Genomic DNA, 13,207 nt, shown 5'->3' with positions numbered 1-13,207 from the left:
ACACCCAAGCGGCGTGGCCTTATGCTAAGTAAATTAACTGATCTTTTTATTTTTTAGCTTTTTTTGTGGTGATAAACAACACGCCTTTTTTTGCTTTATCGCCATACTTCTCAACCATTGCATTGCCGCGTTTTATGCTCACGTTGTTAATGTCAGATATCGGAAGTTTTTTCATGGCTTTCTCGTCGGCTTCTTTACCATCTATGATGATCAACTTATCGGTAAAGTTATCAATGTTTTCATCGCTGGTATTATAGGTAAAATAAGTATCATTAAGCCTTACAGCATTTTTGGCTGCCAGGTCTGTTGTAATTAAAATATCAGAGTTAGAGCTGCTATTGCTATTACTATTGTTGCCACGAACAACGGTTATACGTCTGTTACCGGTATCAATGCGTATGTTATCGCTATGAGTTGAAAAGTTAAAACTTTTACCATTTATACGCACTTTAGATAAATTATTGTGGTTGGGTTCGTCTACTAAAATCCTCACGTTCGAATTAAAGTCGGGCACCAGTTTCTTAAATTCTTCTTTAGTTACGTTTTTACCGTTGATAACGTAGGTTTCTACAGAATCTTTGCCATTTTTAACGGCTCGGGCAACCAGGGTTATCACACGTTTGCCGGTATCTTTGCCATCTGTATCAAGTTTATAAACAAAGTTGTCATCCAGTTTTTTGCCATCGATGATAATGCGCGATACTTTAACTTCTTTTTTTGTGGTATCTATTTTTGACGCTTTTGCGATTTTTTTTGGCTTAGCAACAACTACTTCGGTTTTGGCCGGGGCACTCATATCCAGCTTTTGCACCGATGCCTGTATCGATTTATAAGCAACTTTAGTTTGTTTAACCAACTCAGCTTTTGACAGGCTTACTACAAAAAGCAGTAGCACCACGGTTGGTACCAAAAACGCATATCGCGTTAAGTTGGCGTTCGAAGATCTTTTAGCGTTCATCATTTTTATGCGTTTTTTTAATGTCGAAAAATTGAAGTGATTAATAATGCCGGTTGAAGTAGTGGCGGCTACGCTTACGTTAAGCAGGCTATATTGGTATTCTTTACTGTTGGCGCCTTGTTGAAGTATGCGGCGGTCGGTAATAAACTCGATGTTCTCGCGCACGGCTTTTTTCATCAGCCAAACACCCGGATTAAACCAGTAAAATATTACGCTTATTTCGGTTAACAACACATCCAGTGTGTGCCATTCTTTAACGTGTACCTGTTCATGCTGTAATACACTTTTAAGGTCGCCCGGTTTAAGGTTTTCCGGGTTGATAAAGATGCTTTGCCAGAAGGAGAACGGACTTATATCCGCATTAACAATACGCACCTCATGATCCTGTATAACACCCGGAGTCGACGCTTTATACAATTTAAACAACGATGCCAGCTGTATGATCAATCTTACAGCAAACACCACCGCGCCGAGCCAAAAAATAGCTTCGGCCCAATACCAGTAGTCAATCAATGGTTTAACCAGGTTTTCGGCAGGGGCTTTCCAGCTTACAATTACGTTCTGTACCGGGGCTATCTGCTCGTGGCGCAGGGCAAAAGCATTAATATCAATTAAGGGGTATACCGATGAGAACAGGATGGCAACAATTAAGTACATCCTGTTAAGCGTATAAAACGTAAGGCGTCTAAGCACTAAAAAATATCCTGCGCAAAACGCAATAAGCGCCACATTTACTTTTAATAAAAAAACAAACAGCTCAGGCATGGCTTTTATGAATTAGGGTTCTCAATTAGTTTAATGATCTCTTTCAACTCGTTGGCGCTTATCTTTTTGTCCTTGGCAAAAAAGGTAACCAGTTCTTTGTACGAGTTTTCAAAATAGTCGCTTACAAAACCGCTCATAAAGCGTTTTTTGTACTCTTCCTCTTTTATAGACGCCTTGTAACGGAAAGAGTTACCCAGTTTTTCGCTTTTTACAAAGTTTTTGCGCTCCAGGTTTTTTATGGTCGATGCCAGGGTGGTGTAAGGGGGCTTAGGCTCGTTCATATGATCCAGAAAATCTTTAATAAAACCTTCGCCGTTGCTCCATACCGCCTGCATGGCTTCTTCTTCTTGTAATGATAATTTCTCCATTGATATACGATTATTCCGTAAAACTACGAATTGTTCGTAGTTATGCAAATTTATTTTTGTATTATTTTTATTTCATAGCTAACATTTGTTGCAACATTCAAAACATATATCTACTTTTAATGACTTAAACATGACAATTATGCGCCTCGACAAAAAATTTAAAGCTGCTGCAGTGTTACTAACAGGTGTAACTATGCTGGCTTTCATGGGTTTTCAACAACGTCCGCCTGATCCGCCGGTGACCAATTTAAAGGTATTGCCTAAAAAACTAACTTTCAGACAGGTTGATCATATTATGGATGATTGGACTGCTTCGTTGGGTGTGCGCTGTAATTTTTGCCATGTGCGCAATACAACAACCAATAAAATGGACTACGCAAGCGATGCCAAACCAGAAAAAGAAATGGCCCGCCATATGTATAAAATGACGGTAGCGCTTAACAAAAAATATTTTAAAGCCAACGAAAAGGACTCGTTAGGTGTGGCCAAGTTTACCAGTGTAAACTGTAATACTTGCCACCATGGTGTTGCCCACATCGAGGTAAGCATACCAAAACGTGGTGGTGGTCCGGGTGGCCCTCCTCCGGGTCAGGGTGCTCCAGGCCAAGGTGGTCAAAGGCCAGCACAAGGTGGTACACCGCCGGCGCAAGGCCCAGGCAAATAAAACAAAAGCCCGATAGAAAGTCTATCGGGCTTTTTAGTTTTATATTTTAGATGTTACGTCAAAAGCATGTAACACTTGGTAATTGCCAGCAGGGCAATAAACGCCAAAACAACCAGGGTTTGCAAGCTATCCTTGGTGCTAAATTTTTGGTTAAACCACATTACGGGTTTAAGCTGGTGATGTTTCATAGCTCAGATATTCAGGTTTATCAGGTTTTAAACGTCACTAAGAGGACGTTTGTTTTATTGGCGAAATAAAAAATTAATATACAAACTAATGGATCAAAACCTTTTCAACAATTCTGTTACATTTGTTTAGCATGCAAAAAATACTAATAGCAAACAGGGGCGAAATAGCATTACGGGTAATGCGTTCGGCCCGCGAAATGGGTATTAAAACAGTAGCCGTATATTCAGACGCGGATAGGGATGCTTTACATGTTCGTTATGCCGATGAGGCTGTACATATAGGCCCCGCGCCATCAAACCAATCATACCTTATTGGCGAAAAGATAATTGATGCCTGCCGCAAAACCGGCGCGCAGGGCATACATCCCGGTTATGGTTTTTTGAGCGAGAATGCCGCTTTTGCCCGGCAGGTGCGTGAAGCGGGGCTGATCTTAATAGGTCCATCGCCCGAAGCTATGGAGGTTATGGGTAATAAGCTATCGGCCAAAGCTGCTGCTATGCAGTATAACATACCCATGGTGCCGGGTACCGAGGAGGCGATAACCGACGTGGCCTTAGCAAAACAACGTGCTGTAGAGGTGGGCTTTCCCATCCTGATCAAAGCTGCCGCGGGTGGCGGTGGTAAGGGTATGCGTATTGTTGAAGCTGTTAATGATTTTGAGGAGCAGATGCAGCTGGCGGTTTCCGAAGCTACTTCGGCTTTCGGTGATGGTTCTGTTTTTATAGAGCGCTATGTATCATCGCCTAAGCATATTGAGATACAGGTGTTGGGGGATACGCATGGTAATATTGTGCATTTGTTCGAGCGCGATTGTTCGGTGCAACGCCGCCATCAAAAAGTGATAGAAGAGGCACCATCAGCCACGCTAACGCCTGAAATTAGGGCCGCTATGGGTAAATGTGCCGTTGATGTGGCCCGTTCTGTTAATTATACAGGCGCGGGCACGGTGGAGTTTATTATGGATGACGCGCTTAATTTTTATTTCCTGGAGATGAACACCCGCCTGCAGGTTGAGCATCCCGTAACCGAACTGATAACCGGTATTGACCTGGTGAAAGAACAAATACGCATTGCCCGTGGCGAGGCGATTAGTTTTAAGCAGGAGGACCTGAATATTATAGGCCACGCTGTGGAGCTACGGGTGTATGCCGAGGACCCGGCCAACAACTTCCTGCCGGATATTGGCACGCTGCAAACCTATGTAACCCCCAAAGGTCCCGGTATACGCGTTGATGACGGCTTTGAGCAAGGTATGGAGATACCTATATACTACGACCCCATGATAGCCAAACTCATCGCTTATGGCAGTAACAGGGCCGAGGCTATTGAACGCCTGACCCGTGCCATTGATGAATACCAGATAACAGGTATTACCACTACGTTGGGCTTCGGTAAATTTGTAATGCAGCACGAGGCGTTTAGATCAGGTAGGTTTGATACGCATTTTGTTAAGAAATATTTTACGCCTGATGTGTTGCAAAGTGATATCGAACACGAGGCCCGCATAGCAGCCCTTATTATGCAGCAACTGTTAAGTGCCGAAAAAAGCGCACTTGAAATTGTTACAGGAGGGGAGAGTAATTGGGTGAAGAATAGGAGAGCGATGTAAAAATCATAAACCCGTCATTGCGAGGAACGAAGCAATCTCTTCACATGCCAATCAATGTCCGGCGTTTTCATACAGTACGCCTACCGCTATTATTCTTCATAACGGATTGTCCTACGTAGAGATTGCTTCGTTCCTCGCAATGACGCGTGGGTGAGGGGGCGAAGTTTGCACTTTAACGCGTAACTATCCGTTCTAGCTCATCTATGAATCCCACTTGCGCTGCATTGACTTTAACTTTCGCTTCATCTACCCCAAACCACCCGGCCCGGTCAACCTCAACAAATGAAGCCTTTTTGCCTGATCGTGGCGGCCATTCCATTTCAAAAAGGTTGCTAACAATGGTAGTGTGGTCAATATCGCTTTGAACAGCAAAGGCATACACTGTTTTACCGCTTTTGAGTTTTATGGGCGCTAACGAGATAAAATTGCCGTCTATCGCTTGCCCGGTTTCTTCATGGAACTCGCGTTTGGCGGCCATTAGTTTGTCCTCGTCGTCCTCAAATTCTCCCTTCGGGATTGACCACACGCCGGCATCTTTATTTTTAAAAAAAGGCCCGCCCGGGTGTACCAGGAAAACCTGTATTTCACTATTCGTTTTTCGATACAATAAAATTCCGGCGCTTTGTTTTGGCATATCAGGTGCAATTTAATAGTATAATTAATTAGCTTCGGGAAAAGTTTTAGCTATTACAAAACGGTGGACGGTAAATTACTCATTGATGATGATTATAAGTTAGAGCGCATGCCCGGCAAGGGCGGCTGGACCTTCATTATTCTACCCGAATCCATCCGCAACAAAAAAGCGCCTTTTGGCGGCATGAAAGTAAAGGGCTATCTTGATAATTATGAGCATTCATGCACCGTAATGCCCATGGCTAATGGTAAGTGTTTTATGCCCATAAAAGCCGCTATCCGTAAAGCTATTGCTAAAGAAGCCGGTGCATGGGTGCGGGTAAAATTGTTTGCTGATTATGTGTTTGACGATACCGAAATAAGCGATGAGCTAATATTATGCCTTAAAGATAACCCGGAAGCGTACCGGGTTTTTCTAAGCTACGCCCAAGCTGATCAGGAAGCTTTTACCAACTGGGTAGCCGCCGCAAAAACCGAAGAAGCGATTGTAGACCGCATAACCAGATGCCTGGAAATGCTTGAACGTAAACAAAAACTGAAAGTTTAAAGATTGGCTTTCAAAAAGCTTTCGGTAAGGCCAGCGGGCAGACTGATGGTGAACGTGGTGCCCTTGCCCAATTCAGACTCAAAGCTTATTTGCCCATGGTTTTGCAATACCATATCGCGGCAAAGTATAAGGCCGAGGTGATTACCCTTTTCGCCTTGCGTACTGGTGCTTAAAGTATGCTCCAGGCTGAATAGTTTTTCCTGATCCTGCTTGCTTATGCCAGGGCCGGTATCTTTAACGGTGATGATTACAGCGTCATCCCTTACTTCTGATGCAAGGCTTATCTCATCCCCGTCATCACAAAATTTAATGCTGTTTGACAGCAGGTTACGCACCACCAGGTTTATCATGTTTCTATCTGCATGCACCATAACCGGGTGATTGGTTAAATGGCTAACCTTAAGGTTTTTTAGGCTTATCTTACTTTCAAACAGGTGCAGGTTATCTGCAATACATTCGCTCACATTAAAGTCTGAAGGATTTATTTTAATGCCCTCCAACTGGCTTTTCGACCACTCTAACAGGTTATCCAAAAAGGCACCGGTAGTTAAAATAGTGTCTTCCAGTTTAATAAGCAGCATGCGTAATTCTTTTTCTTTAATGCTTCCTTCGCGATAAATGCTGAAAAGCGTTTGCAGGGTATTGATAGGCGACCGCAGATCGTGCGAAACGATGGAGAAGAACTTATTTTTCAGACTATTGAGCCTTTCCAGTTCAATATTTTGTGAATGTGTAAGCTCCATCTGTGCGTTCACCTCCTCGTTCAATAATTCAAGCTCTTTATTGATCTGTGCTATCTCTTCTTTTTGCTTAAGTAACTGTTTATTAGTGGCCAGTTTCTCCTGGTTGCGTTTGTACAGGATGATCATCACCAGCGTGAAAAACGCCAGCGCACAAGCCGCCGCAATGAGTATGTTACTATATTGATCGATCTTGGCCAGGTAACTACTGTTTTCTGATGACTTGAGGGTATTATCCTTAATTAAATCAGCGTTTTCTGTTCGGGCACGTTTAAGTTCGGTTAAGTTAACATCCTTCAACAATTTGTCGGCCAATACGCTATCCTGCATTTCAACGTATTCTGACTGGTACTTGAACGCTTTCGGGATATCATTTTTGGCTTTGTATACCATAACCATCTTAGCCAGCAGTTCGCTTACTCCCGTTTTGGTTTTCGCTTCGCGCGACAGCTGGAGACCCTCTTTAGCATAGCGTTCGGCTTTTTCGGTGTTGCCCATGGCTAGTAAAACATCAACGGCAGGCATCAAAATAGCCGCTTGCTGGTACTTTTCGCCTATCTGCCTCATAATAGCCAGGCCCTTCTCAAAATGCACCATCGAGGTGTCATACTGCTTAAGGTGATAGTAAACTAAACCCAGGCCACGGTGTACCAGCCCAACGCCGTTCAAATCACCAACTTTGGTGCGTATAGCCAGGCTTTTATTGTAGGTGTCTAATGCTTTAGCATCTTCGCCCATGGCCTGGTAACAGTTGCCTACGGTGAATAGCGCATAGCCCATACCGGTAGTATCTTTGGCAGCGGTGTAGCTGCGCAAACATTCGCTAAAATAACTTAGGGCCAGTTTATGCTGCCCCAGGTCAAAGTATATCGAACCTATATTAGTGTAGCATTGGTTAATACCGCGCAGGTAGTTTGCACGCTTAAAAACTTCAAGGCTCCTGAAAAAGTATTTAACCGCTTCGGCCTTATTATCCAGCCGGTCGTACACAAAACCAATGTTGGCCAAACTTTTTCCGATACCTACATCATACTTAAGCTTTTCGGCCTGTACAAGGGTTTTGTTGAAGTAATATATGGCGCTGTCAAACTTACTCTGCATGCCGTACGATACGCCTATGGCGCTATACGCGTCAACCACCGAACGGTAATCGTGTATCTTCTCGGCAATCAGGCGATATTCGTTAGCATACCGCATCCGCATTTGTGGATCGGACGCAGTATACCAGGCCGATATTTTTTTTAGCAAGCTAATGCGTGTAGTATCATGCAGATTGGGCTGCGCGAGTTGTTTTTTCAGCTCATCAATTTGAGGGGTTTGCGCAAAACATGGAATAGCCAGTGCCAGTAGCAGCCAGCTAAAAAATATTTTAATCAGGGGTATGCGCAAAAACAGCTCCTTCATATAATTGTAAACAGGGGATAGGTGCTTTAATTAATGCGTTTAAACATTCATTAATTACTTAGGCTAATATAGCTAAATGAAGTAATAATGCAATTGGGCGGCCATTTAAATTTTATTTAAACGATAATTTTTTATCCACATTGACGGGTTGGTCTGTAACCACCTAAACATCAGTAGTTATGGTGTTAGTAACAGTTGTGTTTAAATGCCGTCGGCAATTGGTTAACTGTCATTAGCTTTTACTTTTATGCCTTAAATTGGGCCGTTTAAGCACTTTTTGCTATATTTCAGGGCATCAACTAAGCTAGTGATATGAATAAAAGACGACTTAGCCCGCGAAAACAAGCCCAGCAAGTAATTATGATACTGGCCGGTATACTAAGCGCCACCTTAGGTTTAAAAGGTTTTTTAATACCCAATGATTTTATTGATGGCGGCGTAACCGGTATTTCCCTATTGATAAGTTCATTGACGGATTGGTCGCTGGGCCCGCTGATTTTTATTATTAATATTCCTTTTATCTGGTTGGGGTATAAGCGGGTTGATAAAACCTTTGCTATAAAATCGCTGGTGGCTATTTTAACGTTGGCAGTTTCGGTACATTTTATTCATTTCGACGTTTTTACAAAGGATAAATTGCTTACCGCGGTGTTCGGCGGGTTCTTTTTAGGAACCGGGATAGGTTTGGCCATGCGTGGTGGCGGTGTTATTGATGGTACCGAGCTTTTGGCGGTGTATATTAACCCGCGCTCTTTTCTTTCTATAGGCCAAATTGTGTTGTGCATTAATATCGTGATATTTGGTATAGCGGCTTTTTTCCTGGGACTGGAGTCTGCACTGTATTCCATATTAACTTATCTCGCGGCATCGCAAACCATTAATTATATTATTCAAGGTTTTGACGAGTATACGGCCGTCACCATTATATCGCCGCAAAGCGACCTGATCAAGAACGTTATTATGCGCCACCTGCACAGAGGCGTTACCGTTTACAAAGGCGAACGCGGCTTTGGTAAAACCGTGTTCGAGAATAAGGATATTGACATTCTCTTCACCGTAATCACGCGCCTTGATGTGCAGCGTTTGGTAGCCCGTGTAAAGCAGATAGACCCTAACGCGTTTATCATCACCAATTCGGTATCCGAGGTTAGGGGTGGCTTGGTTAAACGCCAGGCTTTTGAGCATTAACGGTAACAATTGTAGTACACATTCAATAAATTTTAGGGCTCATACTCAGCTAAATGGGTGGTTTTTTGCTGTCGCGATAGCTAAGCATTAAACTATTTTGCTCATTATCAGTCAAACTGGTATGTTGTTAAGAACGATTCTTAACTAGCAGCACGTGTTGCTTTTGAACGCCTAATAATTAACTTTGTTAATCGGGTGTCAAAAAAACACTAAGGGTATAAACTGAAATTATAAATACGCAATAAACTACGATGAAGAAGATCATGTTAACCGGCTTTATTTGTGCAATGCTTGTAGCTAGCCACTCATTTGGCCAAACCAAAAAAACTACTACAGTTAAAAAAACAACTACTGTTACTACAACAGGTGCAAAACCAAGCGCAGCTGATATTGTTGCGGGTAAACAATTGCTTTCAAAATCAGATTGCTTAAGCTGTCATAAAGTTGATAGCAAATTAGTTGGCCCGGCTTATCTTGATGTTGCAAAAAAATATCCTGCATCAGCAACCAATTACGCTTTGCTTACTAAAAAAATTATTGATGGTGGTAGCGGTAACTGGGGCGAGATCCCGATGTCGCCACACCCACAATTGGCAGCTGCCGATGTGCGTAAAATGGTAGTTTACATTTTATCGCTTAAATAAAGAGCAAGTATTAATTATATAAAAGCTGGTATAGTATTATACCGGCTTTTTTTATATCATTACCTATCTATTTCACTAAAACAATTTTGCCTTACAACCACCTTTAATTACAATGAACAAAACACTATTAAGCGGCTTCATATGTGCTATGCTGATAGCACACTACTCGTTTGCGCAAACCAAAAAAACTGCTACAGTTAAAAAGACTACAACTATTACTACAACAGCTGCAAAACCAAGCGCGGCTGATATAGTGGCCGGGAAGCAATTGCTTTCGAAATCAGATTGTTTAGGATGCCACAAGGTTGATAGTAAAGTAATAGGTCCCGCTTATCTTGATGTGGCAAAAAAATATCCTGCAACAGCCACAAATTATACTTTGCTTACCAAAAAGATTATCAAAGGCGGAGGCGGAGTTTGGGGCGAGATGGCTATGCCTGAACACCCACAATTGGCAGCTGCCGATGTGCGTAAAATGGTAGTCTACATTTTGTCGCTTAAATAAAAAGCAAAAAAAGAATTACACATGCCGATAAATTTGTAATTTTATAAGGCATACAGGCCGGTATAGTATGTATTACTATACCGGTTTTTTGTTTAACCAATTATTGCCTGTTGATCAGGTTTTTTTATTACCAATTTTTGGCATCGATTGCATAGCGGTATTTGGCGCTTTTGCTGAGGTTGGGTATTTGTTATTTATACATTGAGCATGATAAACAATTACAAATGGCCATTGGGCCTGGTATGTGCATTTGCGGCGTTAATATTTGCCTGTAAAACCGCGCAAAAGTTTGTTACACCCTATGCCGTGCAGCGTGATGCCGCGGGGCGGATAGTGGTTGATATGCACCCTGATCCAACACCCAAATCGCCCGAGGAGGAGATGAAACATATTTACCTCCCGCCAGGTTATCATTTACAACTGGTAGCTGCCGAACCTATGGTGAGCCAACCTGTAGCCATTGCCTGGGACGGAAACGCCCGTATGTATGTAGCCGAATTAAATACCTATATGTTGGATGTTAACGGCAGCGGCCAGCGTGCGCCATCATGTAAAATAAAACTGCTGGAAGATACCAATGGCGATGGCGCTATGGATAAGGTTACCATATTTGCCGACAGCCTGTTGATGCCACGCACGCTGCAACCGTTGGAGAAAGGCAAGTTGCTGGTGAGCTTAACCTGGTCGGCAAGTGTTTATTGTTTCCAGGATGTTAACGGCGACGGGAAATCGGATAAGCGAACCACCGTTTACGAAAACAATAGCCGTAACACCAATAACCTGGAGCACCAAAAAAGCGGCCTGCTATGGAACCTGGATAACCGTATGTATTTAACATACGACCCGGTTAGGTATACCATTAAAAACGATAAAGTGATTCCGGATACGTTGATCGACGGCACCGCCGGCCAATGGGGTTTGGCTAATGACGATTATGGCCGTTTATTCTTCTCATCTGCCGGAGGCGAAGACCCCGCCTACATGTACCAGCAAAACCTGCACTACGGGCAGTTTGATGTGCGCGATCGTTATGACCAGGATTTTATCCCCGTATGGCCTATTGTTACCACACCCGATGTGCAAGGCGGATTGGGGCGCCTGCGTTTAACAGACAGTACACTTAACCATTTTACAGCCGGCTGCGGTCAATCCATTTTCAGGGGCGATATGCTGCCCGCCGATATGAAAGGCGACCTGCTGATTTGCGAGCCTGTGGGCCGCCTGATCCGCCGCGCTAAGGTCACTAATACCAACGGCAAAGTATCGCTGCGTAATGCTTATGATAAATCGGAGTTTATTGCTTCGAATGACCTAAACTTTCGCCCCGTAAATACAGCTACAGGGCCCGATGGCTGCCTGTACATTGTGGATATGTACCACGGCATTATACAGGAAAGCGAGTGGACTAAGGCCGATAGCTACCTTCGCCCCAAAATTCAACAAAAAGGATTAGATAAAAACATTGGTCGCGGCCGTATATTCCGTCTGGTGCATGATGATTATAAGCCTTTAAAAACCAAACCGCAGTTGCTGGATGAAAGCAGCGCGCAATTGGTTAATCACCTTAATAACGCTAATGGCTGGTGGCGCGATAATGCGCAAAAGCTATTGGTTTTGCGTGGCGATAAATCGGTGGTGCCTGCCTTGCGTACACTCGCTTTAGGTGGCGGTCAGCTGGCGCGGATACACGCTTTGTGGACCTTGAACGGTTTAGACGCCATGGATGCCGAAATATTTGCATCGGCATTAAAGGATAAAGACGCTGCCGTACGCAAAACCGCTGTTTGGCTGGGCGAGGATTACATGAAGAAAGATAATCAAGCCATCACCAAACTAGCCACACTGGTTAACGATCCAAGCGCCGATGTACGCTATCAACTGCTGTTAACCATGCGTTTTGTAAACTCGGCCCAGTCAAAGGCCATCATAGCCGATCTGGTACAAAAATATCCAAACGACCCTATGCTTGGCCCATCACAACGTAACTACGAGGGCAGGCTACGCGCCAAAGCCGAGCAGTTAGCCAGGCAACGCGCCATGAGCGAGCAAGGTGCTAAGCTGGTGGCACAAGGTGCTATAATCTACAAGCAGCTTTGTATAACCTGCCATGGTGCCGATGCAAAAGGCATAGCATCGGCAGGCAGCAGTATGGTGGCGCCGCCACTGGCAGGTAATGTTGATGTAAACAATGCCAATCCTGAGAAATTGATACGCGTATTGCTACATGGTCTGAGCGGCCCTATCCGCGGCACCGCTTATCCCGACGCCATGCCGGCGCTGGGCGGTAACGATAATAATTACATAGCATCGGTATTAAGTTATGTACGCAGCGATTTTGGCAACAAAGCCCGGGTGGTATTGCCGGAGGATGTACAAAAAGTTCGCGACGCGTCAGCAGGCAGAACAAAGACATATACTATGGTTGAGTTGGACGCTATAAAAACCGTGTTAAGCAACCGGTAATAGTAGTATAGCCAAAGTATGTTGAAGGACCGGCCCAAGGGCGCCGGTCCTTTTTTTATGATGATAACCAATCGGGTAACCCCGTAGGGGTTAAAGCTCGGTAGCTGCATCCGTTACCCATCGTTATTATGTGCCATAGGTACATAACCTATCGAACAAGGTTTCGCACCTACGGCGCGAATAATAATGAGGTATGATTTTTCTAACGAGCTTTTGCTCCTACGGGGCACCTGTTAGCCTAACGTTTTTATAATTTAAAACAATTTAACCTTGCCCAACATTGTAATAGCAAAACACAGAACTTATGAGCAGATTAATAGGGATTGCAGTTATAATACTAGGCGTTATTATGCTGGTATGGACAGGTTTTACTTACACCAAAAAAGAAAAAGTGGTTGATGCAGGCCCGATAGAAATATCAGCCGATAGAGAGAAAACCGTTAACTGGCCACCGTACATTGGCGGGATACTATTGGTTGGTGGCATTGTCATCGTTGCCACATCAAAAAAGTCGGCATAGCATCATCACA

At 43.7% G+C, this 13,207-nt stretch carries 13 protein-coding genes; 8 read left to right on the top strand and 5 right to left on the bottom strand.

Annotation, left to right across the window (positions count from 1 at the left end):
- Nucleotides 1–46 precede the first annotated feature (46 nt).
- Together AC59JT_RS10530 and AC59JT_RS10525 are read right to left on the bottom strand one after the other, a co-directional pair.
- Nucleotides 47–1,615 (bottom strand): M56 family metallopeptidase, encoded by a 1,569-nt coding sequence (locus AC59JT_RS10530; RefSeq protein ID WP_497398520.1) that lies wholly within the window; start codon nt 1,613–1,615, stop codon nt 47–49.
- Nucleotides 1,616–1,728: 113 nt separating this feature from the next.
- Nucleotides 1,729–2,091, bottom strand: a complete 363-nt coding sequence (locus AC59JT_RS10525; RefSeq protein ID WP_497398518.1) for a BlaI/MecI/CopY family transcriptional regulator — start codon at nt 2,089–2,091, stop codon at nt 1,729–1,731.
- A 139-nt stretch (nt 2,092–2,230) separates the two neighbouring features.
- Here AC59JT_RS10525 and AC59JT_RS10520 point away from each other — a divergent pair, with 139 nt between their 5' ends.
- Entirely contained in the window at nt 2,231–2,755 is a 525-nt protein-coding gene (locus tag AC59JT_RS10520) for a c-type cytochrome (protein ID WP_497398516.1), read from the top strand.
- A 53-nt stretch (nt 2,756–2,808) separates the two neighbouring features.
- Here AC59JT_RS10520 and AC59JT_RS10515 read toward each other — a convergent pair whose 3' ends face one another.
- Nucleotides 2,809–2,943, bottom strand: a complete 135-nt coding sequence (locus AC59JT_RS10515; protein WP_497398514.1) for a hypothetical protein — start codon at nt 2,941–2,943, stop codon at nt 2,809–2,811.
- A 131-nt stretch (nt 2,944–3,074) separates the two neighbouring features.
- Here AC59JT_RS10515 and accC point away from each other — a divergent pair, with 131 nt between their 5' ends.
- On the top strand, nt 3,075–4,553 hold the full coding sequence (gene accC / locus AC59JT_RS10510) for an acetyl-CoA carboxylase biotin carboxylase subunit (protein ID WP_497398512.1): 1,479 nt from the start codon (nt 3,075–3,077) through the stop codon (nt 4,551–4,553).
- Nucleotides 4,554–4,725: 172 nt separating this feature from the next.
- Here the strand turns inward: accC and AC59JT_RS10505 are convergent, their stop codons facing one another.
- Nucleotides 4,726–5,187 carry an NUDIX hydrolase gene (locus AC59JT_RS10505; RefSeq protein WP_497398510.1) on the bottom strand — a complete coding sequence of 154 codons (462 nt, stop codon included), beginning with the start codon at nt 5,185–5,187 and terminating at the stop codon, nt 4,726–4,728.
- A 63-nt stretch (nt 5,188–5,250) separates the two neighbouring features.
- Between AC59JT_RS10505 and AC59JT_RS10500 the strand changes: the two genes are divergently transcribed.
- On the top strand, nt 5,251–5,733 hold the full coding sequence (locus AC59JT_RS10500; RefSeq protein WP_497398508.1) for a DUF1905 domain-containing protein: 483 nt from the start codon (nt 5,251–5,253) through the stop codon (nt 5,731–5,733).
- Here the strand turns inward: AC59JT_RS10500 and AC59JT_RS10495 are convergent.
- Nucleotides 5,730–7,877 carry a tetratricopeptide repeat-containing sensor histidine kinase gene (locus tag AC59JT_RS10495; RefSeq protein WP_497398506.1) on the bottom strand — a complete coding sequence of 716 codons (2,148 nt, stop codon included), beginning with the start codon at nt 7,875–7,877 and terminating at the stop codon, nt 5,730–5,732. The genes AC59JT_RS10500 and AC59JT_RS10495 overlap by 4 nt on opposite strands.
- Before the next feature lie 312 nt (nt 7,878–8,189).
- Between AC59JT_RS10495 and AC59JT_RS10490 the strand changes: the two genes are divergently transcribed.
- The 5 genes from AC59JT_RS10490 (at nt 8,190) to AC59JT_RS10470 (ending at nt 13,197) form a co-directional block, all read left to right on the top strand.
- Nucleotides 8,190–9,065 (top strand): YitT family protein, encoded by an 876-nt coding sequence (locus AC59JT_RS10490; protein WP_497398504.1) that lies wholly within the window; start codon nt 8,190–8,192, stop codon nt 9,063–9,065.
- Between the two features lie 251 nt (nt 9,066–9,316).
- Nucleotides 9,317–9,709 (top strand): c-type cytochrome, encoded by a 393-nt coding sequence (locus AC59JT_RS10485; protein WP_497398502.1) that lies wholly within the window; start codon nt 9,317–9,319, stop codon nt 9,707–9,709.
- 112 nt (nt 9,710–9,821) lie between these two features.
- Entirely contained in the window at nt 9,822–10,214 is a 393-nt protein-coding gene (locus AC59JT_RS10480; protein WP_497398500.1) for a c-type cytochrome, read from the top strand.
- 207 nt (nt 10,215–10,421) lie between these two features.
- A complete protein-coding gene (locus AC59JT_RS10475; RefSeq protein WP_497398498.1) occupies nt 10,422–12,677 on the top strand; it encodes a DUF7133 domain-containing protein in 2,256 nt (751 codons plus the stop codon).
- A 304-nt stretch (nt 12,678–12,981) separates the two neighbouring features.
- Entirely contained in the window at nt 12,982–13,197 is a 216-nt protein-coding gene (locus AC59JT_RS10470; RefSeq protein ID WP_497398496.1) for a YidH family protein, read from the top strand.
- The last annotated feature ends 10 nt before the right edge of the window (nt 13,198–13,207 follow it).

Source organism: Mucilaginibacter sp. A3364 (assembly GCF_059690715.1).
The sequence above is the reverse complement of the archived record's forward strand: the minus strand, read 5'-3'. Positions and strand labels throughout refer to the sequence as shown.

Excerpts from the sequence above, each read along its gene's own strand:
- AC59JT_RS10530 (WP_497398520.1), bottom strand. The coding sequence starts at position 1,615 with ATGTACTTAATTGTTGCCATCCTGTTCTCATCGGTATACCCCTTAATT.
- AC59JT_RS10525 (WP_497398518.1), bottom strand. The coding sequence starts at position 2,091 with ATGGAGAAATTATCATTACAAGAAGAAGAAGCCATGCAGGCGGTATGG.
- AC59JT_RS10520 (WP_497398516.1), top strand. The coding sequence starts at position 2,231 with ATGCGCCTCGACAAAAAATTTAAAGCTGCTGCAGTGTTACTAACAGGT.
- AC59JT_RS10515 (WP_497398514.1), bottom strand. The coding sequence starts at position 2,943 with ATGAAACATCACCAGCTTAAACCCGTAATGTGGTTTAACCAAAAATTT.
- accC (WP_497398512.1), top strand. The coding sequence starts at position 3,075 with ATGCAAAAAATACTAATAGCAAACAGGGGCGAAATAGCATTACGGGTA.
- AC59JT_RS10505 (WP_497398510.1), bottom strand. The coding sequence starts at position 5,187 with ATGCCAAAACAAAGCGCCGGAATTTTATTGTATCGAAAAACGAATAGT.
- AC59JT_RS10495 (WP_497398506.1), bottom strand. The coding sequence starts at position 7,877 with ATGAAGGAGCTGTTTTTGCGCATACCCCTGATTAAAATATTTTTTAGC.
- AC59JT_RS10490 (WP_497398504.1), top strand. The coding sequence starts at position 8,190 with ATGAATAAAAGACGACTTAGCCCGCGAAAACAAGCCCAGCAAGTAATT.
- AC59JT_RS10485 (WP_497398502.1), top strand. The coding sequence starts at position 9,317 with ATGAAGAAGATCATGTTAACCGGCTTTATTTGTGCAATGCTTGTAGCT.
- AC59JT_RS10480 (WP_497398500.1), top strand. The coding sequence starts at position 9,822 with ATGAACAAAACACTATTAAGCGGCTTCATATGTGCTATGCTGATAGCA.
- AC59JT_RS10475 (WP_497398498.1), top strand. The coding sequence starts at position 10,422 with ATGATAAACAATTACAAATGGCCATTGGGCCTGGTATGTGCATTTGCG.
- AC59JT_RS10470 (WP_497398496.1), top strand. The coding sequence starts at position 12,982 with ATGAGCAGATTAATAGGGATTGCAGTTATAATACTAGGCGTTATTATG.